Annotated in this window: 29 protein-coding genes and 1 tRNA gene; 16 read left to right on the top strand and 14 right to left on the bottom strand. The window is 65.4% G+C overall.

Annotated features, from left to right (window positions below; genetic code table 11):
* Positions 1 to 182 precede the first annotated feature (182 nt).
* Entirely contained in the window at positions 183 to 1,397 is a 1,215-nt protein-coding gene (locus QA600_RS13515) for an MFS transporter (RefSeq protein ID WP_278292472.1), read from the bottom strand.
* A 111-nt stretch (positions 1,398 to 1,508) separates the two neighbouring features.
* Positions 1,509 to 1,649, bottom strand: coding sequence for a hypothetical protein (locus QA600_RS13510; RefSeq protein ID WP_278292471.1), 141 nt, complete (start codon positions 1,647 to 1,649; stop codon positions 1,509 to 1,511).
* A gap of 318 nt (positions 1,650 to 1,967) precedes the next feature.
* Here QA600_RS13510 and QA600_RS13505 point away from each other — a divergent pair, with 318 nt between their 5' ends.
* Together QA600_RS13505 and QA600_RS13500 are read left to right on the top strand one after the other, a co-directional pair.
* Positions 1,968 to 3,032, top strand: coding sequence for a succinylglutamate desuccinylase/aspartoacylase family protein (locus QA600_RS13505; protein WP_278292470.1), 1,065 nt, complete (start codon positions 1,968 to 1,970; stop codon positions 3,030 to 3,032).
* Positions 3,033 to 3,615: 583 nt separating this feature from the next.
* Positions 3,616 to 4,764 (top strand): glycosyltransferase family 2 protein, encoded by a 1,149-nt coding sequence (locus QA600_RS13500; RefSeq protein WP_278292469.1) that lies wholly within the window; start codon positions 3,616 to 3,618, stop codon positions 4,762 to 4,764.
* A gap of 95 nt (positions 4,765 to 4,859) precedes the next feature.
* On the opposite strand, the gene QA600_RS13495 is transcribed toward QA600_RS13500, so the two are convergent.
* The 4 genes from QA600_RS13495 to QA600_RS13480 form a co-directional block, all read right to left on the bottom strand.
* Positions 4,860 to 5,336 carry an FKBP-type peptidyl-prolyl cis-trans isomerase gene (locus QA600_RS13495; RefSeq protein WP_278292467.1) on the bottom strand — a complete coding sequence of 159 codons (477 nt, stop codon included), beginning with the start codon at positions 5,334 to 5,336 and terminating at the stop codon, positions 4,860 to 4,862.
* Positions 5,337 to 5,626: 290 nt separating this feature from the next.
* Positions 5,627 to 5,788: a hypothetical protein gene (locus QA600_RS13490; protein WP_278292466.1), complete on the bottom strand. Its 162-nt coding sequence runs from the start codon at positions 5,786 to 5,788 to the stop codon at positions 5,627 to 5,629.
* Positions 5,776 to 5,928 carry a hypothetical protein gene (locus tag QA600_RS13485; RefSeq protein ID WP_278292465.1) on the bottom strand — a complete coding sequence of 51 codons (153 nt, stop codon included), beginning with the start codon at positions 5,926 to 5,928 and terminating at the stop codon, positions 5,776 to 5,778. Before QA600_RS13485 ends, QA600_RS13490 begins: the two co-directional genes overlap by 13 nt.
* Positions 5,929 to 6,440: 512 nt before the next feature.
* The gene (locus tag QA600_RS13480) at positions 6,441 to 6,632 is read right to left on the bottom strand and encodes a hypothetical protein (protein ID WP_278292464.1); all 192 of its coding nucleotides are present in this window, start codon (positions 6,630 to 6,632) and stop codon (positions 6,441 to 6,443) included.
* 45 nt (positions 6,633 to 6,677) lie between these two features.
* Between QA600_RS13480 and QA600_RS13475 the strand changes: the two genes are divergently transcribed.
* The 6 genes from QA600_RS13475 to QA600_RS13450 all read left to right on the top strand — a co-directional run bounded on the left by QA600_RS13475 (position 6,678) and on the right by QA600_RS13450 (position 11,531).
* Entirely contained in the window at positions 6,678 to 6,998 is a 321-nt protein-coding gene (locus tag QA600_RS13475; RefSeq protein WP_278292463.1) for a hypothetical protein, read from the top strand.
* A 507-nt stretch (positions 6,999 to 7,505) separates the two neighbouring features.
* Positions 7,506 to 7,955: a DUF2062 domain-containing protein gene (locus QA600_RS13470; protein ID WP_278292462.1), complete on the top strand. Its 450-nt coding sequence runs from the start codon at positions 7,506 to 7,508 to the stop codon at positions 7,953 to 7,955.
* Between the two features lie 474 nt (positions 7,956 to 8,429).
* Positions 8,430 to 8,675 (top strand): winged-helix domain-containing protein, encoded by a 246-nt coding sequence (locus QA600_RS13465; RefSeq protein ID WP_345782030.1) that lies wholly within the window; start codon positions 8,430 to 8,432, stop codon positions 8,673 to 8,675.
* Between the two features lie 533 nt (positions 8,676 to 9,208).
* On the top strand, positions 9,209 to 9,847 hold the full coding sequence (locus QA600_RS13460; protein WP_278292460.1) for a helix-turn-helix domain-containing protein: 639 nt from the start codon (positions 9,209 to 9,211) through the stop codon (positions 9,845 to 9,847).
* Between the two features lie 77 nt (positions 9,848 to 9,924).
* A complete protein-coding gene (locus QA600_RS13455) occupies positions 9,925 to 10,254 on the top strand; it encodes a hypothetical protein (RefSeq protein WP_278292459.1) in 330 nt (109 codons plus the stop codon).
* A 1,001-nt stretch (positions 10,255 to 11,255) separates the two neighbouring features.
* Positions 11,256 to 11,531, top strand: a complete 276-nt coding sequence (locus QA600_RS13450) for a hypothetical protein (RefSeq protein WP_278292605.1) — start codon at positions 11,256 to 11,258, stop codon at positions 11,529 to 11,531.
* Between the two features lie 305 nt (positions 11,532 to 11,836).
* Here QA600_RS13450 and QA600_RS13445 read toward each other — a convergent pair whose 3' ends face one another.
* Positions 11,837 to 12,301: a universal stress protein gene (locus QA600_RS13445; RefSeq protein ID WP_278292458.1), complete on the bottom strand. Its 465-nt coding sequence runs from the start codon at positions 12,299 to 12,301 to the stop codon at positions 11,837 to 11,839.
* A 331-nt stretch (positions 12,302 to 12,632) separates the two neighbouring features.
* On the opposite strand from QA600_RS13445, the gene QA600_RS13440 reads away from it, so the two are divergent.
* Positions 12,633 to 12,785 (top strand): hypothetical protein, encoded by a 153-nt coding sequence (locus tag QA600_RS13440; RefSeq protein WP_278292609.1) that lies wholly within the window; start codon positions 12,633 to 12,635, stop codon positions 12,783 to 12,785.
* 208 nt (positions 12,786 to 12,993) lie between these two features.
* Here QA600_RS13440 and QA600_RS13435 read toward each other — a convergent pair whose 3' ends face one another.
* Both QA600_RS13435 and QA600_RS13430 read right to left on the bottom strand, forming a co-directional pair.
* The gene (locus QA600_RS13435) at positions 12,994 to 14,340 is read right to left on the bottom strand and encodes a M20/M25/M40 family metallo-hydrolase (protein WP_278292457.1); all 1,347 of its coding nucleotides are present in this window, start codon (positions 14,338 to 14,340) and stop codon (positions 12,994 to 12,996) included.
* Between the two features lie 108 nt (positions 14,341 to 14,448).
* A tRNA-OTHER gene (locus tag QA600_RS13430) sits at positions 14,449 to 14,583 on the bottom strand.
* A 397-nt stretch (positions 14,584 to 14,980) separates the two neighbouring features.
* Here QA600_RS13430 and QA600_RS13425 point away from each other — a divergent pair.
* Together QA600_RS13425 and QA600_RS13420 are read left to right on the top strand one after the other, a co-directional pair.
* Positions 14,981 to 15,517 (top strand): HTH domain-containing protein, encoded by a 537-nt coding sequence (locus tag QA600_RS13425; RefSeq protein ID WP_278292456.1) that lies wholly within the window; start codon positions 14,981 to 14,983, stop codon positions 15,515 to 15,517.
* Complete coding sequence (locus tag QA600_RS13420; RefSeq protein WP_278292608.1) at positions 15,483 to 15,719, top strand: hypothetical protein; 237 nt, start codon at positions 15,483 to 15,485, stop codon at positions 15,717 to 15,719. The genes QA600_RS13425 and QA600_RS13420 overlap by 35 nt, the downstream gene beginning before the upstream one ends.
* Positions 15,720 to 16,004: 285 nt before the next feature.
* On the opposite strand, the gene QA600_RS13415 is transcribed toward QA600_RS13420, so the two are convergent.
* The 3 genes from QA600_RS13415 to QA600_RS13405 all read right to left on the bottom strand — a co-directional run bounded on the left by QA600_RS13415 (position 16,005) and on the right by QA600_RS13405 (position 18,332).
* Positions 16,005 to 16,487, bottom strand: coding sequence for a metal-dependent hydrolase (locus tag QA600_RS13415; RefSeq protein ID WP_278292455.1), 483 nt, complete (start codon positions 16,485 to 16,487; stop codon positions 16,005 to 16,007).
* The gene (locus QA600_RS13410) at positions 16,480 to 17,112 is read right to left on the bottom strand and encodes a hypothetical protein (RefSeq protein ID WP_278292454.1); all 633 of its coding nucleotides are present in this window, start codon (positions 17,110 to 17,112) and stop codon (positions 16,480 to 16,482) included. The genes QA600_RS13415 and QA600_RS13410 overlap by 8 nt, the downstream gene beginning before the upstream one ends.
* Before the next feature lie 485 nt (positions 17,113 to 17,597).
* On the bottom strand, positions 17,598 to 18,332 hold the full coding sequence (locus QA600_RS13405) for a hypothetical protein (protein ID WP_278292453.1): 735 nt from the start codon (positions 18,330 to 18,332) through the stop codon (positions 17,598 to 17,600).
* 268 nt (positions 18,333 to 18,600) lie between these two features.
* On the opposite strand from QA600_RS13405, the gene QA600_RS13400 reads away from it, so the two are divergent.
* Positions 18,601 to 18,750 carry a hypothetical protein gene (locus tag QA600_RS13400; protein WP_278292452.1) on the top strand — a complete coding sequence of 50 codons (150 nt, stop codon included), beginning with the start codon at positions 18,601 to 18,603 and terminating at the stop codon, positions 18,748 to 18,750.
* Positions 18,751 to 18,974: 224 nt separating this feature from the next.
* Entirely contained in the window at positions 18,975 to 19,232 is a 258-nt protein-coding gene (locus QA600_RS13395; RefSeq protein WP_278292451.1) for a hypothetical protein, read from the top strand.
* A gap of 622 nt (positions 19,233 to 19,854) precedes the next feature.
* On the opposite strand, the gene QA600_RS13390 is transcribed toward QA600_RS13395, so the two are convergent.
* Positions 19,855 to 20,838, bottom strand: coding sequence for a hypothetical protein (locus QA600_RS13390; protein WP_278292450.1), 984 nt, complete (start codon positions 20,836 to 20,838; stop codon positions 19,855 to 19,857).
* A gap of 565 nt (positions 20,839 to 21,403) precedes the next feature.
* On the opposite strand from QA600_RS13390, the gene QA600_RS13385 reads away from it, so the two are divergent.
* From QA600_RS13385 to QA600_RS13375, 3 genes are all read left to right on the top strand, one after another.
* A complete protein-coding gene (locus QA600_RS13385) occupies positions 21,404 to 22,633 on the top strand; it encodes a PQQ-binding-like beta-propeller repeat protein (RefSeq protein ID WP_278292449.1) in 1,230 nt (409 codons plus the stop codon).
* Between the two features lie 190 nt (positions 22,634 to 22,823).
* Positions 22,824 to 24,245, top strand: a complete 1,422-nt coding sequence (locus tag QA600_RS13380) for an O-antigen ligase family protein (RefSeq protein ID WP_278292448.1) — start codon at positions 22,824 to 22,826, stop codon at positions 24,243 to 24,245.
* Between the two features lie 154 nt (positions 24,246 to 24,399).
* Complete coding sequence (locus tag QA600_RS13375) at positions 24,400 to 25,704, top strand: acyl-CoA thioester hydrolase/BAAT C-terminal domain-containing protein (protein ID WP_278292446.1); 1,305 nt, start codon at positions 24,400 to 24,402, stop codon at positions 25,702 to 25,704.
* A gap of 120 nt (positions 25,705 to 25,824) precedes the next feature.
* Here the strand turns inward: QA600_RS13375 and QA600_RS13370 are convergent, their stop codons facing one another.
* Positions 25,825 to 26,025 carry a hypothetical protein gene (locus QA600_RS13370; RefSeq protein WP_278292604.1) on the bottom strand — a complete coding sequence of 67 codons (201 nt, stop codon included), beginning with the start codon at positions 26,023 to 26,025 and terminating at the stop codon, positions 25,825 to 25,827.
* Positions 26,026 to 26,041: the final 16 nt, after the last annotated feature.

Genomic DNA, 26,041 nt, shown 5'->3' with positions numbered 1-26,041 from the left:
CGACCCCCAGTGACGGGCTCGAGCGGGGGTTCGTGAACGAACCGTACAGCCGGAGACGCTCGAGAGCGAGCTGTCACCGAGGTCCGTCACGAGGTTTTTGGCAGTGCGAACGACAGTACGTGTCGACGTCCTGTACACCGCTTTGGTGGGAAAGCACTCCTCGCGGTTCGGACGAGACTGAGTCACCGATGAGCGGCGGCCCCGACGTATCGAGCGAAGAGGACGAAACCGAGGACCGCGGCGAGAAGCGCTGCGAGCAGACCGGCCGCCGCCGCCCATCCGGCCGTATCCGCCGTGATTCCAACTACCGTCGTCCCCGCCGCACCGATCAGCAGGTACGTCGTTCGGAACAGTCCGAACCCGGTCCCGCGGTTCGTCTCGCTCAGTTCGTCGAGGATCCTGGACTGGACCACCGTCGTGGCACTCGTCGCCACTCCAGCGAGGACGACGGCCGGAGCCGCGACGGCCAGTGTCCCGCCGGTGGCGAGGGCGCCGTAGCCGAGCACACCAGCCGTCATCAGAATCCCGATCGTCGTGTCGCGGCCGATCCGATCGGACAGCCGTCCGCCGAGCGGTTGACTGATCGCGGAGACCGCGAAGAACACGGCGAAAAGCAGGTTCGCGCGTCCGAGCGACAGCTCGAAGTGCTCGACGAGCAACACCGGGAGAAACGACATCGCCGCCAGGCCGACGAACTCGACGAGTGCCATCATGACCGTCGTGTTCCGGACGTGCGACCGCGCCAGTAGCTCGAGGAGCGTCTTCGAGGCGAACAGCTCGCGGAGGGACGCGTCGGGGCGACTCGGCGCAGTCGAGGGTCGTCTCCAGAGGAAAACTGCGGCGACGACGGAGAGGGAGGCCCCCAGCCCGAGCGCCGGTCGCCAGCCGTACCGGACGGCGACGGCTGCGGTGACGACGGGCGCGATCACGCCGGCGAGCTGTCCGCCGATTCGATGCGTCCCGATCACGCCCCCGATCCCGTCGAACTCCCGGGTCAACAGCGCCGTCGCCGGGTTGTAGTACGTCCCGGCACCGACACCAAGCGCAGCCGCCGCCGCGCCGAAGAGGAGAACGCCCGGCGAAGCCGCCAGCCCGAGCGTCGCACCGACCGTGATCACCAGCGCAGCGAGGATCAGCCGTCGTTCGCCGAACCTGTCGGCGAGGACACCACTCGGCAGCTGTGCGAGGGCGTACCCGACCCACATCCCGGTCAGCGCGAGGCCGATCGTCCCCCGAGAGACGGTAAACGACTCGAGCAGAAGCGGAACGACGGGGCTGATGCTAACCTGTGCGAATCGAACCGCAAAGTAGGACCCAATACACATCGACAGCAGGGTGTACTGCTCGCTCCAGCACTCGGCGAACCGCGTTTTGGGACGGATCCCGGAGGCGTCCATCGGATCTACTCCGACCAGTTCGTGGCTGACACTTGTACTATCCGTTTTGCCGACTCGGCGCTCACCGCTCGAAAAAGGTAGTAGAGGGGGAATCGATGCCGCGGAGCCGCTTTAGGTAAACGTGAGTCCGTCCTCGAGTGTCGCGTACAGCCCCTTCTGCTGGAAGTACGCCGCGGCACCGAGCAGCGTCGGCGCCCACAGGCCGACGAACAGGCCCCCCGCTTGTCCTCTTTCAGGTAGAACAGGGACCATGAGTACACGACCGACAGCGCGGCCGCGACCGTCACCGGATCTCCGGACGACGGCGGCGTTTTCTCGAGCGTTTCTGCGACATCGTCGTCGGCGTCGGCCGTTTCGCTTCGAAGGGTCATCCGACCGAAACGAGCAGCCGAGGGCGGTTGAGGGCACAGCCAGTACAGTGAGAGGTCGATGCCCGCCCTTTCGGCACCGGATGCGGTCGCTTCGAGTCCCGTTCGTTCCCGGCGAGATGCAGTTGGCCGAGTTCGAGGTGTGTACGGTCGTCCCCTCCCCGACCGGTGTGGCTTTCGTGTCAGACATCGAGTTTCTCCCATGGCAGACTCAAACGGTGTCCCGTTCGACTACGGCGACGGCTGTGTCGAGCCCGGCGAGAAAGCCCACTTCCGATACGAGGTCGGCGAAACGTACCTCGGCGATTCGGTCGCCGTCCCGGTCACGGTTATCAACGGCGAACAGAAGGGGCCGCGGCTCTTCCTCACGGCGGCGGTCCACGGCGACGAACTCAACGGGGTGAAGGTGATTCAGAAGGTCGCCACGCAGTACGACCCGGCCGAGCTCCGCGGGACGCTCGTGTGCGTACACGTCGTGAACGTTCCGGGATACAAGGCACAAACGCGGTACGTCCCGATCTACGATCTCGACCTCAACCGCTCGTTTCCCGGTCTCGCGAACGGAAACACGGCCAGCCGGATGGCCACGCAGATCTACGATCGGTTCATCGAACCCTGCGATCTCGGTATCGACTTCCACACCTCCACGCGAAACCGGACGACGATGTACCACGTCCGCGCCGATCTGAAGGATCCGACGGTCGACCGCCTCGCGGAAGCGTTCGGTGCGAACGTGGTGCTGTACGGCGAGGGCGCGACGGGGTCGATCCGGACGACGGCGACGAACGACGGCGTCCCGACGATCACGGTCGAGATGGGCCGCGCCCAGCAGTTCCAACCCCACCTCATCGAGCGCGCCGTTCGGGGCGTCGCGAACGTGCTCTCCGAGTTTGACCTCCTCCCGGAACGGGAGCCCACCCACCCGAGCTGGTACGTTACCGGGGACTCGGAGACCGCAAAGCGGTGGTTGCGCGCCGACGTGGGCGGACTCGTCGAGATGCAGTGGGGGCCGTACCCGCTCGTCCATGAGGGGGACCCGATCTGTACGATCACCGACCACTTCGAACTCGAGCAGCGGACCGTTCCCGCGCCCTTCACGGGACTGCTCGTCGGCTTCAGGGAGAACCCGGTCGCGCTTCCGGGACACCCGCTCTGTCACATCGTCGAGATCGATCGCGAGACCCACGACGTGATCACGCGAGAGATCGAATCTGGCGAGTTCGACGGCTACCGCGTCCACGATCAGGACTTTCGCCGAGACAGGTAGGACCGACGACGGCCGCGCGGGTCTCGAGTCGCTCCGGCCTCGAGGAGCGCGATTCGACGTCCACATCGCGGACGGCTTCCACCCCACAGCTTCGTCGCCGCTCCCGATCCGTAGCCGAGTCCGTCGAGACTTTCGTCCGGCCCGTCTACGCGGCGCTCCGGAAGCGTGGTGTCCGGGCCCGCCCCCTGCGACGGAAGGAGCGGGACCGGCGACCGTCTCGAGGGGACGACTCACTCGAGTGTCGGGCATCACAAATGATAAATTATATTGAAATATATCTTATCCAGTTATTTCTGAAGTGTACCAACATATCTATAGTCGAAATACAGCTATGATGCAGCACTGGTCAATTAAAGCAGTAATTATTTACCGGCCGTGCAGAAAATGAGTTCCGAGAGAAAGTGTACAGCGGCATACAGAACCGACCCCCACGCATCCTGCTCGCGTTCCGATCGGGTCTCGGGGTCGGGAGCCGCTTTACCGCCGTCAAAAGTCTCACGAAACCGCGGTACGGCCAGCCGACTGTCTCGAAGCGATCGTTCCGACACCGGGCAGCCGACGCAGAGCACATCCCGTTTACCCAATGATCACCTCACAACAACACTCACCGATAGCGTCTACAGAAGCACAGCTCGGTCTCGGGCTGATTCCCGACGACGGTCGGGTCTCGCTCCGGACCGTCTCCCGAGCACGCGCCAGCAACTCCGCCGTCTTCGTCCTCGACACGGGCCTCGAGGGCGACGCCGTTTCCTCACTCGAGGAGCTGGGGGCCACCGTGCTCGAGCCGCCCGCCGACGCCGAGAGTCGACGGTCGAAGCTGGTTTCGGCCGCCGAGGCCGACGGCTGTGACGGACTCGTCGTCACGGGAAGCGGCGACCGGGTCGACCTCGACGCGAGCCGCCGTCGGAGCATCGCGTCGTCGTCGTTCAGCACCGAAGCCGTCACCACGCCGTCATCGGCCGACCCCGGCCGTCTGATCGGAATTCCGGCGTACAACGAAGGGGCCAGTATCGAGGCTATCGTCGAGCAGGCAGCCGAGTTCGCCGCCGAGGTCGTCGTCGTCGACGACGGGAGCAGCGACGACACCGTCGAGGTCGTCAACGAAACCGACGCGACGCTGCTCGAGCACGAGCACAACCAGGGGAAGGGGACGGCGTTGCGGACGCTGTTCGAGTACGTCCGAACGACCGACTACGACTCGCTCGTGATCCTCGACGGCGACGGGCAACACCTCCCGGAGGAGATCCCGACGGTCGTCGAACCCGTCGAGGCGGCCGACGCCGACATGGTCATCGGCAGCCGGTACCTCGAGACCGACGAGGACGAGACGCCGGGGTACCGACGCGTCGGCCAGCAGGTGCTCGACTACCTGACGTTCGGCTCGAGCGGGACGAAGCTCTCGGACACCCAGAGCGGCTTTCGCGCGTTCTCCCGGAACGCCGTCGAGACGCTCTCGATCGAGACGACCGGGATGGGCGTCGAGAGCGAGCTCATCATGGACGCCCAGGACGCCGAACTCGAGATCACCGAGCGTCCGATCGACGTCCGGTACGAGGACGTCGACGGCCAGACGCTGAACCCGGTCCACCACGGCCTCAGCGTTGCGCTGTTTCTGGCCAGATCGATGCCCGAGCGCCGACCAGGGCTGTTCTACGGAACGCTCGGCGCGGCGCTGCTGAGTGTCGTAGCGGTCGTCGGCTGGCTCACCCGGTCGGTGTCCTCGAGCGAGTAGCACGTCCGTTTCTCGGTTCGGTCGGGCTCGTCGAGATCCCGGACTCGCCGTTCCGGTTCGCTCGCCGTTCTGCTCCGGATGTGCCCTCGAGCGGCTCAGTGGATCTCGAGGATCTCGAGATCGAACTCGAGGGTCTCGCCCGCCAGTTCGTGGTTGAAGTCGATGCGGACGATCTCCGGATCGATGTGTGTGACCTCGCCGACGCTGCCGTCTTTGGTCTCGATCCGGGTCCCCATCTCGAGGGAGCGCCCCTCCGACTCGAGCATCTGGTCGAACTCGACGGTGTTGTGTTCGATGACTCGGTCGTCGCGTCGCTCGCCGTAGGCCTTCTCCGGTGGGACCGTAACCGTCTTTTCCTCGCCCTCGTCCATCCCGACGAGCGCGTCGGTGACCCCCTCGATGAGCTCGCTATCGCCGACCTCGAAGGTCAGCGGCTCGAACTCGCGGTCGGGGAGGTGCTCGACCAGTCCCGTCTCCTCGGCGACCTGTTCGTCCGTCGTATCGAACACGGGGCCGTCGGCGAACCGGGCCGTGTACTCGATGGTGACCGAGTCGCCGGTTTCGATCGACATGGGTAGTCGTCGGTGCTGGAGCGGATAAAGGACTCGACGCCGAGCCGGTCGCGGTCGACGAGTTCGGGTGACGGGCTCGAGAGAGTTCGTGGACGAAGCCGTCTCTCGGTCCGCGTCCTCGACTCTCACAACCGTTGACGAAACATGTAGGCTTTAGTGTACGCCTCGAGACGGTACGACCGGGCGACCTGGCTTCGGCAGGCAGAAGCGGTCGTTTGGACACGTGTCATAGATCGCCGTCTCCGACTGTCCGTTTCGCTGTCGTTTCTGGGTTGCCTGTTATGAGAGGGTCATCGTGCGTGGGGGTTCGGGATCGGTATCGAAAACAGGCGAGTGGCAACCGTCTCGAGCCGTCGCTCGGCGATCGAGGCGAACGACGAGCTGTCGACGGTCGAACGCGGAACGGAGATCGGACCGGCGTCGTCGAAGTGGCCGAGACTCACTCGAACCACTGGGTGTACTCGTCACAGTGCTCGCACGTCGCGTGGACCACCCACTCCTGGCCGCGGTCGTGGTCGGCCGGCGGGACGCGAGCGAGGTTCAGCTCCGTCGTGCCACAGTCGGGACACTGGGCAGGGATCGCCTCGTTCATTCCGTCGTTCGTTTCTCGGGGACCGTTGTAACAGCATGGCATGATTCCAGGCGATGAGAACGAGCGAGGGGTCGGTATCGAGCGCTCGAGTCGGAATCCGTCCGGAAAATGGGAGTGTAAAACCGAGCCGTCGGGTCTCGATTCGGGTCCCGCTCAGCCGGGTGTGGGGAAGCCGGGTCCCGTCGGCGCGTCGTTCTCGGTTGGATCCTCGCGGTTGCGGATCGCCTCTCGGACGCGGTCGAACGCCGATTCGTCGGTGTGGACGGAAGGGGTGTCATACTGTGGCTCATGACAGGCAGCGACATGTGTAGATCTGGTGGATACGGTCACCTCATCACGACTCGCCCGCCGCACGCTGCAGCAGGTGTCGACACACGGGTGTCGCGAAGTCCCTCGAGGAGTCCGGTTCGGTGCCACCCGAACCTCCAGAACGGTTCGGCTCGTCGATCCGGACCGGGAGTCCGACGAAGCTGCGGATCGGTCCGTTTCACGAACCGCTGGACTCCTCGTGGTCAGACAGCGGTAGTTCCGCTGAAGACGACCGGAAACGGTGTGTTCGCCGGCGCCACCGCCCTCTCGAGCGTCTGTTTGCCGACACCGCTCCCTCCGAGGCGGACCGCCACGACCGACCCATCGGGTGAGCCGGTCGGCGCTGCGGTGGCGAACCTGATCGCGAGGTGAATCGTCTCGCTGACGGGTCCCATGTGTTTTGGAGCGGACCTTTTGCCCGCGTTGTCCCCAGGACAGGTATGGACACCCACGAGGCGTTCGCCATCCTGGCTGACACGGACCGCCAGCATATCCTCACGGAGCTGCTCGAGAACGATGGCCGCTCCACGGTGGGCATCCTGGCCGACCAGCTCGCCGCTCGCCGGCAAAACCGTGCCGACGAACTCGAGCGCGAGCGCGCCGAGCTTCGGCTGCTCCACAACCACCTCCCGCGACTGGCCGACCACGGCGTGCTCGCGTACGACCGCGCGAGCGGCGAGGTCGTCCTGAAGGAGGTCTCCGACCTCGAGCCGTATCTGACCGATCCGACGCGAAAGCGGACGATCCCGCTCGATTCGTAGGCGACGAGTTCGGGTGCGGCGATCGAGATGTGCTGGGGGTCGCGAGGGGCTGGGCTCCTCCTCGAGCCACCACGTCGCGTCCGGCTTTACGGAAGTTCGAGGAGAAAGCCCCGCCGTTCACGGCGGGGATGAATCCGACAAAATCTTCGTGAACCACGTTTGACGTGCTACACGAATGTGTTAACTCATATGATTGCGTATTATCATGTGACCGAGGCGGTCTACCCGCCCCACTAATCGGACAATATCGGGATTCCCCGATTTCACGCAGAAAGAACCTCTTTGTGTTGTGGACTCGGGGTGCAGCAAGAAGTACCTCCGACTCTCATGCCGGGATAGGAGTAACGGCTGGTTGGCACAGCCAGTAGCCGTCATCAGGGCCGCTACAAACCTTAAACATCCCAGCTCAGCGGTGCGGTGCCGTGGGAATCTTCGCCCTTCAGGGCGGAGAGGATGTCAACGGTGCACAGGGCTTTGTAGCTCAGCGTCGTTCGGACGACCACCGTAATGAATTCCAGCTGGGTCACGCGCCCGGTACTCCGCGTCCGGAGCGCGTTCCGGGTGGCGTTCACCGAGGATCACCCACCGCAGTGGATCGCGAGTAGCTTCGCGCTCGGGATCTTCGTCACGGCGCTGCCGACCCTCGGCGCCGGGCTGCCGGTGCTCGCGTGGGCCAGCCATCGGTTCGTCTGGGCCAACAAGGTTGCGTTCGTCGCTGCCGTTGCGGTCCTGAACCCGCTGGTGAAAAGCGGCGTCTACGCCGGGAGCTTGCTCATCGGGATCCAGCTGCTCGGGCCGATTTCAGGTTCCTCCAACGTCGATATCGGACTCGATGCCGGCGCGGACGTGCTCGTGCGGTTGCTCGTCGGGAACGTCATCCTTGCGGTTGCCTTGATGATCGTCGGCTACGCCGTCGCCTATCGGACCGCACACGCCGTTCGTCGGCGTCGATTGTGACACGCCAGCACCTCGATCCGCTGACGGACTCGGCGCTCGAGGCGCTACTGCGTCGGCGAGACAACGTCGCCTCGAGTCGGTCGCCGGCGTGGCTCGCGAGGAGTTCCTCGAGGCCAGGTTCGTCGATCGGGGCGTCTCGAGGGCGCGGGGCGTCCTCGAGGAACACCCGGTCGGCGATCCGGTTGTCACTCGCGGAAGAGTGGATTTCGTGTGCTTTGGCGACTCGGCCAGAGTGTTGTCATGCAGTCATCCGTCTTCTTTCAAACCGGCGTTCGTCTGTTTCGTCTGCTTTCTCGACCTCACATGTCCCGACGATTTTCCTCGAGCTGACCGCTGTTCACCCGATATCCGAATTGAAAGCACACGAAATCCACTCTCCCATCGATGCTTCCGAAACGGCGACCGGCGTGTTCATGATCCGTGCACGGACCGAGAACCGCCAGCTGTGTAGCACGTCTACGTCGACAGCTCGGAATTCACGACGGGTTTATCCTCGAGTTCCTCGCGGAGCACGATCTCGAGTTGCCCGCAAAACCACTGTATCGGAACCTGAATCGTCACGGCCACGAGATCGGCTACTCCACCGTTCGACAGCGACTGCGGGAGCTGGAATCGCACGACCTGCTCGAGCGCGTTGATGAGGCGGGGTACTACCAGGTCAGTGCGAAGGGTGAGGCGTATCTGGCCGAGGAATTGGAGTTGCGTGAGCTAGAGGAGTAGGGGGGACTCGAGGGGCAACACTCCGAAAGCCCCTGGCGCTCTCGGCTCGCGCGCCTCGCTGTCGTTCGAGAGAGCTTCGCTCTCTCGTGAGTGAGCAAACGCTTCGCGTTTGCGAGCTATGCAAGACCGGAGGTCTTGCAGTATGACGAAAGGCGCAACGCGCCTTTCGAACCACGCTCCTCGCTTCGCTGCGGTGCTTACTCCGCGAGACTACGTCTCGCTTGCCCTCGCTCACTTCGTTCGCGAGGATTTCGTCGTGCTTCGCCGACACCGCCAGCCCCTTTCAGTCCCGCCCGCGGTGGTTGGTCAGTGGGCTGTGATCGGTGGGTGATCGGGTGGTTCAGACGGAGGGAGTTGGAGTCGAGCGACGGTTCTCGAGGATCCTCGACGACTCGTACTGTCCTCGAGGCCGGGACCGGGCGGACGGCTCGTCGTTCTCGTATCAGTCGTTCGACTGCCGAGTCCGGAGATCTTGGACGTCTCCTTTCGTTCCCCGCCAGTCGGTTCATATCGCTTGCGAGCGTATGACTACCATGCTAGTTGCAACGTTTTCCGTCCCGCCGGAGGCGTTCGCGCTCGAGCGGACGGTCACAGCCGTCCCGGAGCTGTCCCTCGAGGTCGAGCAGGTTGCCGCACGCGGTCCCGACTGGGTGATGTCCTGCGTCTGGATCGCGACTGGATCGGGCGACGAGCTCATCGCGGCCCTGGAGCGCGATCCGACCGTGGCGCAGGTCGTCGAAACCGAGCAGTTTCCCGAGGCGCTGTTTTGCCACCTCGAGTGGAGCGACGCGGTGAAAGCCCGGATCCGCGACATGGTCGACCACGAGGGCTCGATTCTGGCCGCGACGGTGACCGAGGGGCGCTGGCGAATACGCGTCCGGTTCGTCTCGCGCGACCAGTTAGAGGCGTTTCGCGAGCACTTCGCCGAACGGGAGGTCTCCTTCCGGCTTCACGATCTCGCCGAGCCCGAGACCGCGCACCACACGTTCGGAACGCTGACGACCAGCCAGCACGAGGCGCTGCTGACGGCGGCAGAACGGGGGTACTATCGGGTTCCGCGCGAGGTCTCGACGGCCGAGCTCGGCGAGGAGCTCGGCATCTCCCACCAGGCGGTCTCCGAACTGCTTCGGCGGGGGACGGAGAACCTCATCGCCGCGACGCTCCCCGAGTAGGAATCGTTCGTTGCTGACATAATAGGTTGCTCACGCGTGACCGTAGTTCATCCGCGTCTCCGACCATCTCTGTGGCAATGACCGACGAGCCGTCGGAGACGAACGATGCCCGTTTGACAGTCGATGCGATCTGTGCCGTGCTCGCCCATCACCGCCGGCGCGAGCTCGTTCGGTATCTCTCAGTCGACGACCCGGTCACGGTGACTGGGGCTGCAACGGCACTCACGGAGGCCGAGGACGCCGTCGAGCGGACCGCGATCGAGCTTCATCACCTGCACATCCCGAAACTGGCGGCCCACGACGTCGTCGACTACGATCGCGGGCGCGATCGACTCGTCCTTACCGAGCGCGCTGCGCAGTTGCGGCCGTATCTCGAGCTCGAGTCGGAGTATTCGGAGGAGGAGTAGTCGTCCTCGAGGGAATTGTGGGTTCGAACGCCCCTGGTCCCGTTCGGTCCCACCCGCGGTGGTCGGGTGATGGGGTGGTCCAGGCGGTGGGACGGAGTCCTCGAGCGACGGTTCCCGCGGCTCCGCGACGGACTCGTAGCGTCCGCGACTCGCCTTCCGGCTCCAGCCCGCCTCGTGGAATCGTCGCAGGACGTCCTCGACGGTGTGCGTCTCGAGTCCCGTCTCGTCGATCACGTAGCGAGGGTTCACGCGCCCCCAGGGGTCGTTCTCGTCGCGTCCCCGTTTGACCGCCTCGAGACCAACAGAGACCCGCTTGCTCGAGACTCGAGGACGGCATCGACTCCCCCGCACTCGAGCCGTGGATCGACCGCCTCGGGCTCCCGAACCGGCATCCACGTCGTCGGCGCACAGACACACGTAGTTCCGCTGGACCACGAGCACGTACGACGGCTGCCACCGAGATCCACCACGTGCGGCGAGAAGGAGGCCGCCTCCGGGGGATGGGGTGTTCGAGGCGCTCCGGGCCGTCCTCGAGGTCCTGATCACACCGCGGTTCCCGGCTGGGCGGCCGTATCGCCTCGGCGAGACTGAACTGAACCGCCTCGGGCCAAGCCCCGACTCCGATAGCGCGCACGCACTTGCAGCGTTTCCCGCCACCGATGCCGACGGCTCCGTCGGGACTCGACCACGAGTGAGGCGCCGTCCCGCACGCAGTGACAGCTGTTCGAGCTCCGCCGGGCGACCGGCGATCCGGCGGCCCACCACCCGACGACGCCTCAGCAGCAGTCCGCCTCGAGGGGACGACCGACGGCACGCGCTTCGACCGCGACGCCGACCGCATCGACGCGACCTCGGACCGTCCGGGAGCCGGTGACTGGCCCCGAGAAGCAACCACAGCGAACGGAGACCGCGTCGAGTCCCGGTCGGCGGCCCTCGAGGGCCAGGCCAGCAGCGAGATTCCGACCGGAACAAAGACGGCGGAGGTCTGCGTCGTAGCGAGTATGGCACACACCGTCGACGAGCTTCGAACTGCAATCAGGGAAGCGGTCGGTCGGTTTGAACGGGAGGGATCGCCGGCGTTCACGAAGGAGGACCTCGCCGCAGTGTGCGATGCGGTGGGGTATGAGATCGAGACGAGCGGGCGTCTGCCTCCGAAAGCAGACATGCGGGCGGGCATCCTGTGGACGATCGGTATCGTAGACGCGCCCAACCCGGAGAACGCACCGTCGTCGTTCCGGAAAGACGAGCTGGACGCGATCCTCGCCGCTGTGCAGTAGGTTTGGAGAGCGGTCGTGCAGGCCATTGCCAGCTATCCATCGCTCTCGCGGGCGGGTCACGATCGCGGGGGCGCCGGCGTTGCGGCGAAACACCGGACACCCTCGTCGGCAACCGCCCCGGTCCGGGGGCGGGAGCCACGTGTCCGGCCCCGGGGGGCTCACACACCGTGGCGGCCAGTAGGTGGGCGGCGACGTGGCGAGGACTGTCGGTCGTCCAGGGGGCCGGGATCGATCGAGTCCGTCCAAGAGCGGGACCGCCACCGTGAGCTCGGCGAGCGCTGACCGGGGCAGTCGTCGGACTCCGACTACCGGACGATCGTCACCGGCACCGGCGACCGCCGGGCGACCGTTTCGGCCACGCTCCCGAGGAGGAGGCGACTCGCCCCGGTCCGCCCGTGACTGCCGACGACGAGCCGATCGACGTCGTTGTCCTCGGCGTAGGCGATGATCCGCTTCGGGACGTCACCAACGAGGGCCTCGGTCTCGAGGGCGACGCCGGCAGCCTCGGCCTGGCGCCGCGCATCCGCGAGGAGGCGCTCCACCTCGGCCTCCCGTTGGGTGCGGATCCGTTCGTAGTCGTCTCTCACTCCTGTCCCGGTCTCGAGGTCGGTCTTCGCCCCGGTCTCGAGCCCGGTCGCCCTGTAGATCACGCCGGGATCGGTCACGTGGATCGCGACGAACTCCGCGTCGGGGAACTCCTCGAGCGCGAACTCGAGGGCCGCCCTCGCCTGTTCGCCGCCGTCGATCGGGACGAGTACGCGTGTTGGCATACCACATACTCCGCCGGCGGTCCGAATAAAGCTCACCGACACGCCCCGACGGCAGGCCCGATCGCTCGACGGGCGCCGTTCGCTGCGACGACGGCTGGACGCGGCAGCGCTCCGGGCGGACCGGGCGAGACGGCTGCCGTTCCCGTGTGCGAACACGGTCGCGACCACACCGGGCCGGGGAACTCGAGCAGCGCGTCGCTCGTTCGCGAGACGAGCGGTGTAGCGTAGGCGTCGCTGATGCCGCCGCCTTGCCGGCAGTTCCAGTGTTTCAGAGAGCGATCTTCACCGCAACGGGGAGCCAGCCGAGGCGACCCTCGAGGCGACTGACACGGTGGCGTTGCTCGAGACGGCGCGCGGGCTGCTCGCCCTCCAGAGCGGCGTCCGCGTTGCGCTGGCGGCCCGGCGGAACCGCTACACTGCCACGGGGACGTGGGCCCGCGGCGGGCCTCGAGGGGCCGTCCCGGGCGGTCGAACGCGGGGCTGACGGGACCTGGTTCTATCGGTGCGCGGTTCGGGTACCGGTCGTGGCTGCTGTGGCTGCAACTCCGAACCGAACGCACGGCTGAGACGTCGCCACAGTGTTGGGTCCGACGACCCGCGGGCTCCGAACCGATGGGTCCGGCGTTGCACCCTGACAGCGCGACCGCGGGCGGCGACACCCGACGCAGCAGTCGGGCGGCATCGACCGTCGGCTACTCGATGCGTCGGTCGCCGCCACACCACGCACAGATCATCTCAGCGTACACCTTGGTCGCGACCATGAACTGCTCGAGTGGCAGACACTCATCGGGGCCATGTGCCCCCATCAGGAGATCGCCGGGGCCGAGGCTGATCGTCTCGACACCACACTCGCGTTGGATGTACGAGTTGTCGGCGACGGCTTTGAAGCCCGAATACACGGGTTGGGTCTCGGTGACCGACTCGACGACCGTCCCCAGCGTCTGGCAAGCCGGATGCTCGAGCGGGACCTCGAAGGCGGGCCAGTCGAAGACGGTTTTCCACCGCATCTCCGGGGGGTGGTCGGCCAGCCAGTCGTGGGTGACCGCCAGCGAGTCGACGACGGCTTGCATCTCCTCCCAGAGCTCCTCGTCGTCGACGAACGGCGGGTAGAAGACGTGGCCCTCGATCGTCGCCTGGCCCGGGATGGACGCGATGTAGTCGCCGGCTTCGAGGATGGTACAGTTGATCCCGATCGGGCCGACGCCCTGGCTGTCGGGTGCCGGTGTTCCCCCACCGCCGTAGATCTCGTCGCGGTAGCGCATGTTCCACTGGTGTTCGAGCTCCGCAAACGCCTGGAGAAGGTCGGCCATGAGCAGCCCAGCGTCGACGCCGACGTCGTGTCCGACCGGGATGTCGTGGCGCTGTGGATACCGGGTGAGGTTGCGCTGGGAGGTGTGGACGTCCTTGCCCTGGATCGTGATCTCGAAATCGAACGTCGCAGCGCTTTTCGTATGAATTTCGTTGTTCGTCGGCTCCGTGTTGAGACAGATCGGGATCTCGATCCCGTCCTCGAGAAACGCCTCGGTGGCGGCGATCGAACCGTACTCCTGCTGGGCCAGCTCCTCGCCAACGACGATACTCATCAGCAGGTCGCCGCCGAGGTCGACGTCGGCTTCCATGACGGCGTTTGCCGCCCAGATCATCGCCGTGTTTGGCCCCTTCATATCGTTGGCGCCCCGGCCATAGAGTCGCCCGTCCTCGATGACCGGCTCCCAGGGATCGGTCGTCCACGCCGCCTCGGCCGCCTCGGAGACGTCGACGATATCCGAATGGCCGTTGAACAGCAGCGTCTCCCCCTCCTCGCCGTCACCGACGAGCCGGGCGTTGATGTTGGGTCGATCCCCCTCCGCCGAGACGTCCACGACGTCGACGGCGTCCCACTGCATTTCGTCTCTGAAGAACGGCTCGATGAACTCCCGCTGTACCGCGGCTTCCTCCTCCGTCGGCGATCGGTACCGGATGTACGCCTCGAGGAACTCGACCATCTCCGTCTCGTGGTCATCGATCCACTGGTGGATCTCCGTGTGTGTCGTTGCCATAACTCACTGTCGTTCACGGCGTTCAGCCATAAACCCCCACCTCGAACGAGCCCGTTCCTCCCGTCTCTCACCGCGGGCGCTGCCGAACCGGGTGCGGGTGGCACACGATGGGTACGCGAGGATTCGAACCCCGAGCCTGCTGCCCGACAGCTCCGCTCACCGCGAGTCGAGTGCGCCGCGCGGACTCGCACTCGGCCAACGCCGGACCGGTACAGCCGTTCTCCCGAACTGAACTACATACCCTCCTTCGGTAGAGACAGTCACGCACAAAAAGCACTCCGGCTCGGCGTGACACAAACAGAGCGGAAGCTCACGACTTCAGTCGTGGGAGGACGTCACCAGAAACAGCTCGGTCGGCGGTGGCACTCGTTCGAGGGACTCGCGCGAACGCTATCGGGGACGGCAGACGCGCTCATCGCGCACGCTTGCTGACACTTCGGTTCGAACCAGCCAGCGCTGACACCAAAGGCGCTTTCCGGCAGTCTCCCACCCGGTTGCCGCTCCATCCCGACTCCGGACCAGCGCCACAGCTGCTCGAGAAGAGGGGAGTGAAAACTACCGTTTTAGGCCTGACTGTCCAGTTTACATGTATCTCATCACACTTATGGCCGGTGATGTGGTAACACTCCACAGAGTACTCATGAGTCCGTCCACTCTCCCGCCGTTGGGGCCGGTTCGAGTCGCCCTCTTCGTTCGTGCGGACCCCGCGACTGACACCGTCGAGCGGCTCGGCGAGCTCGTGGCTCGAGCGCGCCGGCTGGAGGACCGGGACGTGGTCGCCGAGGTGGAGGTCAAAACGTGGACGACGGTGCGGCCCGCGCTGGAAGCGCTCAGCGATTCCGCGTCGTCAGTGTCGGCGACGGTTGCGGCGTTCCAGGCGTGGGCCGACCGCGCGGGGTACTCGCTGGCGCCGGCGTTCACCCGGTGTGAGACGCGCTCGCTGCTCCACTCCGGCTCGAGCACGGAGCTACGGGTGCCGGTGGCGTCGCTGGCCGTCTACGAGGGCGGGGAGCTGCGCTGGGTGGCGCCCTGTGTGGACGACGACCGGACCTATACCGTCGAGGACTGTCTCGCGGCGCTCGAGGGCGGCGTCATCACGCCGGTGTCGGACCGCGGTCTGTCCCTCCAGTATCACGAGACCGATGCGCTCGCGGAGCCGAGCGAGCCGCCACAGTAGCACTCGCCGGCTCTGCACCGCGGAGCGCCAGTGGGACCTCCGACTCGATAGCCGGATCCGGAGCGCGATGGGCGGCGAGGCCGGCTGGGAACCGCCGTATGGCGAGACCGAACTCGAGACGGGACGCCGGTTGCCCGCCCTCCAGAGCGGCGTCCGTGTCGCGCTGGCGGCCCGGCGGAACCGCCACACTGGCTGGCGGTGAGCCCGCGGCGGGCCTCGAGAGGCCGTCCCAGTCGGCCGAGGGCGTCGTGACGGTCGGTCCGGTCGGACCCACTCGACGGCGTCCTCGCAGCACCCGCAGGTGACACGGGCCGCCCACCCCTCCCCGCGATCGTGGTCGTCGGGGGACAGCATCGGCACCCGAACGGTGCTGTCGTTGCCTGTGGGGTGACTGGGGGGCGAGTGGCTCACCAAATGGCAAGCCGCGCAGACGACGAACGATCGTGCTGTCGAACGGACTGCCGTCCGGAACGGCGTCCTGCCGGTGTCACCGTTGATAGCGTGCGTACCAGACACCAGCGGCGAGGACGGCGCTGCACAGTGCCGGCCAGCGGTCGGTGCTCAGGTAGAGGTCCGGCGACGGCGGGTGATAGCCCGTGATCGGCCAGAGGACCGCGTAGGAGTACCCCGAGGGGTTGAGCAAGAGCAGATCGAGCGCGTGGTGTGACGCCATGCCCAACAGGAGGAGGGCGCCGACGCGCCGGCGGTACGCTGGTGGGACCAGCAGCGTCCCGATCGCTACGGCCACCAGCGAGCCACCCAGGACGTGAAACGCGCCCCAGTCGAAAGGGACCCCGAGCACGGCCGTGATGAGGTCGTCCGGGAGGAGGAGCTCCAGCCGGCTGAGATCGGGGATCATCGCACCGGCCATCGCGACCGTGACGAACCGCGGCGTCAGCCACTCGTAGCGCCACGACAGCAGCGTCGCGAGGATGTACGCGGCGAGGATATGGGTTACCAGTTCAGCCATCGCGCTCACCCCCGCTCGTCGCGGCGTCGGCCGGCTCTGCCGGCTCCTCGCCATCCGTCTCCCCTGCCGAGTCGGTCCCGGCGGGCGAGACCAGCACCGACGGCGAGGCAAACACCGTGTCCAGCGGCAGTCGGTGCTCGCGGGGGACGACCGCGAGCTGGTCGGGGTCGACCCGCCAGCCGGTAGCCGCCCGACCGAGCACCCACACCGCGCCGACGAGCGAGATCGCGTACATGTAGGTCAGTTCCCAGGGCTCGCGGACGACCGCGCGGTCGGTCGCGAGCGTCTCCGGCGCGGTCAGCGTCCCGTGGGCCCTGATCTCCTTTCCCGGGGCCGACTCGCCGTCGCGCACGAGCGCCCCGTCGGCGCCCTCGAGGGCAACGAGCCACGTTCGGTCCTCGGCCTCGACCTCGGCGACGACAGGATCGGTCGCGACGATCTCGCCGCTGAGGGTCACCCGTTCGTCGACGTACGCCTCGGGAGTCGGGGCGATGTCCGCTTCGTCCGGGTAGTCGTTTAGCGCTGGATCGTACGTGACCGTCCCGTACCAGACGAACAGTCCACCGAGGGCGCCCACGAGCAGGCCGAGGGCGAGCAGCCGCTTCCAGTGGTCGCCGAGACGCATTCACTCGTCACTGTCGGACGGATCGCTTAACCGTTCCGGAGTGTCCGACATCGTGGTGCGTTGCTCCAGGGAACTGCCGGCGCGTCGATCGCCGACCCACTCGATTCCGCTCTCGAGCGATCGGCGGTATGGCTCCGAACCGTTACACTCCGTGGTGTTGGCAGACAGATCCACGTAGTTCCGCTGAAAGATGAGCACGTACGACGAGGCCCCCCAGTCCGATACTCGAGGCGCTCGTCGGGCAAAGCCTCGAGCTGGTCCTGGAGAGTACCGCCGATCGGGAGTGGCTCGAGGCCCACCGCGAGGCGGGGCCAGCCGAGGCGGTCCTCGAGCCGACCCGACACGGTGGAGTCGTCCGCGGCGTCGGCCGCCACCGCCGCTGGTTCCGGGTTGGCTCCCCTGGTCTCGGCACGCTGCTCGGAGTTGCTCCGGGAGGCGTGTCCGACTGTGAAACTATCGCCCGGTCGGGAGCCCTGCGTCCTCGTCTACTGGGTTTCGACAGCCACTCGCTCCGCGCGCGCGGGAACCTCGATCTGGTTGACCAACGTCGCGTCGCCGCTGATCGGTCCGGGGGCGAGCCCGGTCGAGACATCGGCATCCGTTCCAGCAGCGCCGATCGTTACCGAGGCGATGCCCTGCTCGTCAAACGAGAGCGGCACCGACGGACCAGCAAGTCGGTCGTTTGGCGACTCCCCGAATTCCTCGTAGTACGCGGTCACCGCGTACTCCGTTGACTCGTCGGTGGCCAACGCGGGTGCCTCGACGGCCAGCGTGAACGGATCCGTGAGATCGATCGCCTCCAGCGCGTTGAACTGGTCTTCGGAGTGGTCTGCCTCGAATATCACGACGGGAATCTCCGTATCTGCAGCCGTCCCACCGAGGAGCGGGTCGGGTTCGTCGAAGTCGACATCGACGGTGACGACCTGGGTCTCGCCAGCCGGAGTCGAGGCGTCGAACGTGGCTCCCGTGTCCTCCGTAACAGGGCCTACCGAAACCGTTTGGGTGGCTCCCCGGCCCGACAGTTGGAACGTGTCCGGGTCGGCAGCGACACCCGACACCTCAACATCCGTCCGACCGAACGGCGGTCCCTGGATCTCGACGTCGACAGTCCCGGTTTCCTCTGGCTCTAATTCAAGGGAAGCCGGTGAAACCTCGATCAGGTGGCTGTCGGCCGCTACCGTTCCCGTGTACGCACTCCCCGCAAGGACCGCTCCCCCCATTGTTAATACTGTACGTCGGCCAAATCGCCGTGTGTTGCGCATCATCGTGTCATTCCGCGCTTTCGTACCGGAGCGTCACGCTTGAGTTCCCATTTCCCCGTCGCTCTCCTCTGTGTCGCCCTCCAATCGGCTTCTCGGTTTTCTGATTGCAGTTTATACGTTATAAGTTAACTTACTACATGCTCGAGTATTTCAACCACAGAGGATATTAGAGTTTCTAATAGTTTTGAATGAGTTGAGGTATAAATGTAATTATGTACTAATACTAGTGGCAAAATGTTTTGAACCAGATGTCAGTGCGAAGAAAGCTGCGCCAGTAATAGCTGCCCTCGCCGTCTATCTCTGGGCCTCCCAGCGCCCCGGTCTGCTCGTCGTCCACCGCGAGGCGGGGCCAGCCGAGGCGGTCCTCGAGGGGTGAGTGATCGAAGATCTCCCGGCGCAACCGCCACACCGGCGCGGTCGACCAGCCGGTGACGACCGAGCGGATCCACGAGGTGCTCCACAGCGAGGGGGTCAGCGACCGCTACCGGCTGGGGCGGCGGGCGATCCGCGAGGTCGTCCACACCCTCGAGACGATGGGACTGGTCGAGACAGCGATGGAGTCCGGGGGCCGTGACGGCCGCCGCAAGCGGATCATATCAGATGCCCGACCATGCGTACACCGAGCACGGGCGGGTCGCGCTGCTGTGCTGCCATCATGCGCTGGACGGCCTGCAAGCGACCTTGCTGTCGGTCGGGCTGGGCCGTCAGTCTCAGGACACGCGGTGGGTCCTCGAACTCCACAGCGACGCGGTGCCCTTCGACGAGCCCCTCGAGGCGGCCGCCGAGCGGGCCACGGAGATTCGCGTGTTGTTCGGCGAGCTGTGGTACGCAATCTCACGCCTGCGAGCGGTTTGCTGAGACGGTGCTTGGCGTGCGATGGCGAGCTTCGTTCGGACGATCTCGAGCGAGAGTAATCGTCCTCGAGAGGGATGCTTGTAAATGCGAGCACTCGGAAGGCCCCTGGCGCTCTTGCTGGTTGCGACTCGCTGTCGTTCGAAAGGCGCGAAGCGCCTTCCACTCCCACCCGTGGTGGTTGGTCAGTAGGCTGCCGTCACAGTAGTCCGCGTTCGTTCGGCCCGATCTCCTCCTTTCGGGTGGAAACCGACATCAGGATCCCTCTCTGATACAGCCATTCTCTCCTCTCCATGGTTACAGACCGTAATACACACTCGTATCTCGGCTGGAGCACGACACTCTCGTATCTCGGCTGGAGCACGACACTCATCGGACGATGCTTGCCCCGAGATGGCCGGAGCTGACCAGGACTCCCGTACATCGGTTGACCCCGGTGGCGGTGAGTCAGAGACTCCTCGGAAGCCATCTGACCGTGACTCTCCTCGAGCATATCGATGGCTCTCTTCCCCGTTCTCGGTGGCGATAGACTGGGGAACTGGCTCGGACGTCGTCGGCCGACGGCTGTGGGTGACGGAGAGTTCCTTCGGTTCAGGGCTGTGGATAGAGAAGGCTGTCGAAATCTGAGCTATGGGCGACCGGGAATCTCGAGCACCGCACTCAGGCGTTGGAAGAGACCGCTTTCGTGGGCACGCGCGTTCTCGACGGTCTCGTACTCCGCCTCGAGCGTCCCCTCGTCGTCCCCATCGAACGCGAGCACCGTCAGCTCGGTCTCTTCGGCCCGCGTCGCGACGTCGGTTTCGACGGCTCCCGACGTCGTAATCACGACCGGGAGGGCACCGAGCGACTCGTTTGCGAACGCACAGAACCTGTCGACGTCGTCGATCGCCGGCGTCTCGTGGATCGAGACGACTCGTTGTTCGCCCATCAACTCGTCTCGAGCCAGAAGGTGGACCGGTTGGGACGTTCCCCCATCAGTCACCGTCGTGTCGACCTCCGTCGTAAACCGTCGTTCCTCGAGTGTCTCCCTGGCGGTCTGTCGGGCCCGTTTCTGCCGGTCGAGCCACTGTCTGCCGCTATCGGTGAGGCTGTAACGGTACAGTACGCGCTCGATCGCCTCCAGCGGCGGGAGATGGTTCGTACACTCCCGGCACCGCAGTCGGTTATCGGGCGTTTGGAACCGCTCGGAACACGCCTTACAGACGTATTGGTGTTTCTTCTCGATATCAACTGATTTGAGGTCCTGTTCACACTCGGGACACCGGTAGCCGTCGCCGGTCTCGAACTCCGACTCCTGCCCCGTATGTCCACAGCTGTGTTCGACCAGCGTGGTCTGGACCGCGTGGGGATCCTTGCAGGCCGGACAGGCAGTCGTATACTGGAGCCCCTCGGTCGCACAGTCCGGACAGACGTACACCTTCGTGATGAACTCGTCTGCCAGCACGCCACGGGCGGTAAACCGCTCGAGGACGGTTACCGGTTCGCTGTCGGTCGCATCGAGACACTGGGCTGCGTCGGTGTAGCTCACGGCGCCGTCGTCGGCGATCTCCGGTTCGAACGCCTCAGTGCTGGTCAGTCGTTCGATCAGACGAAGTTCTCCTGGTGAAGCCATCGGTTGAGGTAACTCTCTACTGAACCAGTATATATTTTTCTTCTTAGATATAAGCTACAAATTACAGTCTGACGATAGTCATGGAGGACCCGTTCCGGCGCTGTCTCCCAACAATCTTCGGCACACGCCTCGGGAACCGGTCGACGGTCGCCCGGACGACCCGCGTGGGTAAAACCCTCTTTCCAGAACGAATCTGCTCTAAGCTATACTATCAATGGGAAAATATTAATACTTCTACGAGAATACCTCATACGGCTGGAGGACACAGCGTGCCCTCTTCCCGGCACACCCGTTCACCCCCCAACGAGCTGACCACCTCCGGCCTTTCTGTCCGCTGCGGTGTCCCGCGTGCAGAACGGTTCGTCTAGCCACCCCGAAATCCCACGCTGGAGACTCCTCCATCTACCTGAGGCCGCTCTGGGCACAGCCGTGCCACGGCTGGTTCCGTTCAGCGTGGACCGTTCTAAATACCGACTTCTTCTTAGAATCAGTTTTAGCCGACGACTAGACACAAGTATTATATAATTGTTAGAGAAACAGATACTCAGTAGGTGTCAAACAGGAGATGGCAGACTGGCAACGTCGATCGGTACTGGCGACAGGTGCAACGCTTACGGCTGGCGGGCTTCTTGCCTCGCTCGGGAGCGGGACAGACTCAACGGAGAAAACGCCGCTCGCAGAGCCCGAGGGGTGGTCATCCTACGCCGGGAACACGGGAAACACCCGGTTTGTCGCCGCGAACGACGGGTTCGAGGAACCGGATCTCATCGACTGGCAGTACGGCGAAACCGGGGACGCAGTCGCAACCAACGAGATGGTCTATCTGCGAACGGGAACGGGCGTCCACGGGCTTGATGCGACAACCGGGGAGTGTCTGTGGACCTGTGAGCGGATCGAGGCGGCAGGAACGCCGGCGGTCGCCGACGGGACCGTGTTCGTTGCCGGCTCCCAGCTCACCGCGATCGACGCCGACAGCGGCGACGTCAAGTGGAGCAAACAACTCGGCGACGAGGTTGCGACGTCGGCGCCGGTCGCTGCGTTTGATTCGGCCTATCTCACCGTCGACGGCACGCTTTGTGCATTCGCAGCGGACGATGGCTCACTTCGGTGGACGTGCGAGACCGTCCGGGTCACGCCGGAACATACCGACGACTCAGATGCCGTCAGCTACGTGTTCAGCACGCAGCCCTCCACGATCGCCGCGATCGACGGCTCGGTGATTGCACTGCTCGACGGCCGCCGGAGCGAGCGTTCGATCGACGCTGACGCTGTCGCGGCGTTCGACCCGCTGTCGGGGACGACCCAGCGTTCGGCTCAGCTTCAAGCCGGCGACTTCGGAAACGGGCTTGCGGCGACCGACGAGGCGCTGTTTATCGAGAACAGCGGGGAGGAAGGAGTTACAAGCCTTGAGGACACGAAAGAGCGCGAGGGATTTATCTCCGATGCGCTGACGACCGCAGCCGTCGGCGACCGGACCGTCACCCGTGGCCGGTACGAACTCAAGATGACGGGTCCCGAGTCGGAGTGGTGTAAGAACGGCTCGCACGCGTACGGTCCGCCGGCGATCATCGACGACACGGTCGTCGTCGCCCACAGCAACCCTGGCTCGTCGAGCCCCGACGAGGTCGTCGGCTACTGTCTCGAGGACGGCCACGAGGAGTGGTGTTACACCTTCGACGAAACCGAGTGGAACGACGGGTTCAACGAGGAGTGTCTCGTCACTGAGGACGCGGTCTACGTCGACCGTAACGGAGGGCTGACGGCGCTTTGCCCGCGTGGCAAGCGCTCCCAGTAGGGCAGTCTGCTGACACCGCCAGCGAGGCCGGGCTACACCGGACCCCGGTAGCGTGTACGGCCAACAGCGCTGTGGCGTCCGGTCTCCGTCGACGCTGCCCGGCTCGTGTCTGGGATGGAAGCGGTGACTCCCAGTCGCTCGGTCACTGACCAACGGAAACCTTTACCCGAGACTTCTGATCAGTACACTCATGGGAACTGTCACACGAAGCCCAGGGACGTCACAGGGACGCCACTGGAGCGTAAGCCGGCTCGTAGCCGGCGTGATTTATGGGCTGTTCGGGCTGTACCTGGGGCTCGTAACCGTCGCGTACGCGACCGACCTGGTGTTCGCGTGGCAGCTCGCAGCGGTTGCCGTCCTGCTGGCGGCGGTACTTGGCGTTCGTCTTGCTATCGACCGCTATCGGGACTCGGAGCACCGCCAAGCCGCACTCCTGTCCGTGCTCGGCTTTGCCTTGGCCGTGTTCGCCATGATCTACCAGAGCAGTTCACCCGGTCTCGGCCTCGGGCCAAGTCGACCGCTTGCACTCACCGTCGTCTTCGTGCTGTTTCTGTCGTTCCTGTTGGCTGTAACTGGCCCCCGCCGGTACACGCCGGTCCAGTGGGCCGCTATCGGCTGTTTTATGACGCTTTCGATGCTTTATCTCGTCCATACGCTCGCGTTCGACCCCTCGAGCTCGCAGTCTCGCTGGCCGATCTGGGCTCTGTTCGTCATGGGGACGAATCTGCTGGTCGTCCCACGGCTCGTTCCCGATCGGGTGTTCTTCTGGCTGCTGTCCTCTCTGGGGTCGCTCGCCGTCCTCCTCGGGCTGGCCACCTACGGTGTCGGGGAGTACGCTATCTGGATCTTTGAGGTCCGTCAGTGGTCGAGCACGCCGCCGGTTCCCGGTGTCGACACGACGCTCCAGTCGGTGTTCCCGAATCCGAACGGCTTCGGGCTGTTGTCGTTTGCCGGGTTCGTCGCAGCAGTCGTCGAGTTCCACCGGTCCCTTGTCGCCCGGCGACCTCTGGGAGCGGGACTGGCGATCGTCGCCGGCAGCCTCTGTGGACTCGGTGTCTTGCTCTCGAACGCCCGGGCTTCGATACTTGCCGCGATGGTCGTCGTCGTGGTCTATGCGGGATACGTCCTCGGTGGACGCCGTCTCGGGGCGCTTACGCTCGCCTCGACCGTCTTCGGCGTGGTCGCCGTGCTTGCGGGGATGGCCGTCGGCCTCATCGATATCTCCTCGGCGAACCGGTTCGAGCTTTGGTCGGCGAGCCTGCAGGCGATCCGTGACGGGCCGTTGCTGGTCGGCCACGGCGGTGGCCCAGCCAGCGTTGTGATCGAGCCCTATCTCGCAACCGAGACGGCGCCGTCGCCGCACAACTCCTATCTGTCGGTCGTGATCCAGACCGGCCTCGTCGGCGGGCTCGCCTACGTGGGCCTCCTCGGCGGCAGCATCGTCGCCGGGATGGTCGACACCGGCGAACTCGACGCCGCGATGCTCGCGTTCGTGACCGGCTGGGCGATCCACCAGCTGTTCGAGTCGTACACGATGTTTCACTGGTCGCTGGGCTCGGTGGTGGTTACCCTCTCGGTTGGGTACCTGCTGTTCGGAGAGCGAGCGAGCTAGTCGAGTTCTCCAAGTCCGCAGATGCTGTCTATTTTCGAGTATGATAGTGGTTCAAAAAGTCCTTATACCGTCGCCGGGACGAACGAGTCGATGAAGGATCTGTGATTCGATGCCCAGCAACGGCCCACCGGCAACCGGCAGGGAATCGCGGCGTGTGCGCTCGCGGCGCCAGGTGCTGGCGCTGCTAGGTGGGACAGCCAGCGTTGGGCTCACCGGGGGGACGCTGGCTCCCGAGGAGTCGCTGGCGGTCGATCACCCGGCGCCGGTCCGCGTCGACGAACCGATTGAGCTGACGTTCCACGGCGTCCCCGTGGGATCGGAACTTGAGGTCGTCCTCGACGGCGAGTACACGACCGGCGAGACGTTCGGCGCCACCGTCACCGTCGAAGCCCAGACGTCGACGCTGTCGCTGAACGAGGCGCCGATCGTCGGCGGCGACGTCCCCGCGGGGCTCGACGTTCCAACCACGGGGGCCCTGATCCAGTTCGCCGACATCCCGTGGGCGGCGTACGCCGGCGAGACTGTCGACCCGGAGCGGTGGCCCCCCGAGACCAGCCTGACCTACCACGTCGTGGCCGACGACCGATCGATCGGTGGGTTGACCCTCGAGCGGTGGCACCCCGTTACTCCCGTCGTTGAGCCGGTCGGCGACCTCGTCGGCCGGGTCTTCGAACCCTCGAGCGGTGGACCCGGACCGGGTGTGCTCGTCCTCCACGGCGCGGACGGCACACCCCAGGAACACGTCGCCGCACTACTGGCCCGACACGGGTTTACCGCGTTCGCCCTCGAGTACGTCGGCGGCCCGGGGCTCCCGGAGGCGGTCGCCGAGGTCCCGATGACGTACGTCAAGGCCGCGATCGACTGGCTGCGCGACCGCGAGCGGGTCGCCGGCGACCGGATCGGGATCTGGGGGATCGGGCGGGGTGGCGAGCTCGGACTGTTCGCGGGGAGTCTGTACGATGGGGTTGGGGCGGTCGTCTCGGTCGGCGGCAGCGGGGTCCTCTGGGAGGGTGGGGCAGTGCGTGGTCCCCCGGCGGGAACCGCCGCCTGGACGGCCGACGATAGCTCGCGGTCGTATCTTTCGGTGGCGACGGGAGAGGGTGTGGACCGCCCTAGGCGTTACGCCGAGGCCCTCGCGGCTGCCGGGGAGCTCGAGGCCGAGACCGCAACGATCCCCGTCGAACGAATCGATGGACCGGTGTTGCTCGTCTCGGGCGACGACGACGGGGTCTGGCCCAGCGCGCGCCTTCACGCCCTCGCAGCCGAGCGCCTCGAGGCACGCGGCCACCCCTCGTTCGAACACCTCCGGTACGCCGACGCGGGCCGACGGATCCTGCAGCCCTACCTCCCTCTTCGAGGGACAACAGGGCCAGCGTACGGCGGCACCCTCGCTGGCAACGCCGAGGCTGCACACGCCCACTGGCCGCGTATCCTCGGGACGCTCTCGACACTCCCGTAGCCACCCACTAGTCGAACGCACTCCCCGTGAACGGGGTGTTCCTCCGACGAAGGCCAGAGAGTTCACGGCTGCCCTCGCTAGAAGGGGGCAGATCACGAACAGCGCAAATCAGTGGCTCGATCAGGCGTTGTTCATCCGTTGGCTCTCTCGAGCGTTACACTCCTGGCACTCACTGACGCGGTACGGTTCTCGAGAGAACGCCGTATTCTCCTGCTTTGTGCTCTCAGTGCGGATCTGGATGGACACGCTGTGGAGCGTCTCACGGTCACATTGCGCACAGTACTCCGTCAGCCCATCGAAGGAGTGGTCCGTTGTTGCCATTGTCAATAGTTTTCGG

Source organism: Natronococcus sp. A-GB1 (assembly GCF_029688845.1).
In the GTDB taxonomy this organism is placed as follows: Archaea; Halobacteriota; Halobacteria; order Halobacteriales; family Natrialbaceae; genus Natronococcus.
This window is presented reverse-complemented; position numbering and strand designations above follow the sequence as displayed.

Bases quoted from the DNA above. Each gene is read 5' to 3' on its own strand.
- QA600_RS13515 (WP_278292472.1), bottom strand. From the start codon at position 1,397: ATGGACGCCTCCGGGATCCGTCCCAAAACGCGGTTCGCCGAGTGCTGG.
- QA600_RS13510 (WP_278292471.1), bottom strand. From the start codon at position 1,649: ATGGTCCCTGTTCTACCTGAAAGAGGACAAGCGGGGGGCCTGTTCGTC.
- QA600_RS13505 (WP_278292470.1), top strand. From the start codon at position 1,968: ATGGCAGACTCAAACGGTGTCCCGTTCGACTACGGCGACGGCTGTGTC.
- QA600_RS13500 (WP_278292469.1), top strand. From the start codon at position 3,616: ATGATCACCTCACAACAACACTCACCGATAGCGTCTACAGAAGCACAG.
- QA600_RS13495 (WP_278292467.1), bottom strand. From the start codon at position 5,336: ATGTCGATCGAAACCGGCGACTCGGTCACCATCGAGTACACGGCCCGG.
- QA600_RS13485 (WP_278292465.1), bottom strand. From the start codon at position 5,928: ATGAACGAGGCGATCCCTGCCCAGTGTCCCGACTGTGGCACGACGGAG.
- QA600_RS13480 (WP_278292464.1), bottom strand. From the start codon at position 6,632: ATGGGACCCGTCAGCGAGACGATTCACCTCGCGATCAGGTTCGCCACC.
- QA600_RS13475 (WP_278292463.1), top strand. From the start codon at position 6,678: ATGGACACCCACGAGGCGTTCGCCATCCTGGCTGACACGGACCGCCAG.
- QA600_RS13470 (WP_278292462.1), top strand. From the start codon at position 7,506: ATGAATTCCAGCTGGGTCACGCGCCCGGTACTCCGCGTCCGGAGCGCG.
- QA600_RS13460 (WP_278292460.1), top strand. From the start codon at position 9,209: ATGCTAGTTGCAACGTTTTCCGTCCCGCCGGAGGCGTTCGCGCTCGAG.
- QA600_RS13455 (WP_278292459.1), top strand. From the start codon at position 9,925: ATGACCGACGAGCCGTCGGAGACGAACGATGCCCGTTTGACAGTCGAT.
- QA600_RS13450 (WP_278292605.1), top strand. From the start codon at position 11,256: ATGGCACACACCGTCGACGAGCTTCGAACTGCAATCAGGGAAGCGGTC.
- QA600_RS13445 (WP_278292458.1), bottom strand. From the start codon at position 12,301: ATGCCAACACGCGTACTCGTCCCGATCGACGGCGGCGAACAGGCGAGG.
- QA600_RS13435 (WP_278292457.1), bottom strand. From the start codon at position 14,340: ATGGCAACGACACACACGGAGATCCACCAGTGGATCGATGACCACGAG.
- QA600_RS13425 (WP_278292456.1), top strand. From the start codon at position 14,981: ATGAGTCCGTCCACTCTCCCGCCGTTGGGGCCGGTTCGAGTCGCCCTC.
- QA600_RS13420 (WP_278292608.1), top strand. From the start codon at position 15,483: ATGCGCTCGCGGAGCCGAGCGAGCCGCCACAGTAGCACTCGCCGGCTC.
- QA600_RS13415 (WP_278292455.1), bottom strand. From the start codon at position 16,487: ATGGCTGAACTGGTAACCCATATCCTCGCCGCGTACATCCTCGCGACG.
- QA600_RS13410 (WP_278292454.1), bottom strand. From the start codon at position 17,112: ATGCGTCTCGGCGACCACTGGAAGCGGCTGCTCGCCCTCGGCCTGCTC.
- QA600_RS13405 (WP_278292453.1), bottom strand. From the start codon at position 18,332: ATGGGGGGAGCGGTCCTTGCGGGGAGTGCGTACACGGGAACGGTAGCG.
- QA600_RS13395 (WP_278292451.1), top strand. From the start codon at position 18,975: ATGCCCGACCATGCGTACACCGAGCACGGGCGGGTCGCGCTGCTGTGC.
- QA600_RS13390 (WP_278292450.1), bottom strand. From the start codon at position 20,838: ATGGCTTCACCAGGAGAACTTCGTCTGATCGAACGACTGACCAGCACT.
- QA600_RS13385 (WP_278292449.1), top strand. From the start codon at position 21,404: ATGGCAGACTGGCAACGTCGATCGGTACTGGCGACAGGTGCAACGCTT.
- QA600_RS13380 (WP_278292448.1), top strand. From the start codon at position 22,824: ATGGGAACTGTCACACGAAGCCCAGGGACGTCACAGGGACGCCACTGG.
- QA600_RS13370 (WP_278292604.1), bottom strand. From the start codon at position 26,025: ATGGCAACAACGGACCACTCCTTCGATGGGCTGACGGAGTACTGTGCG.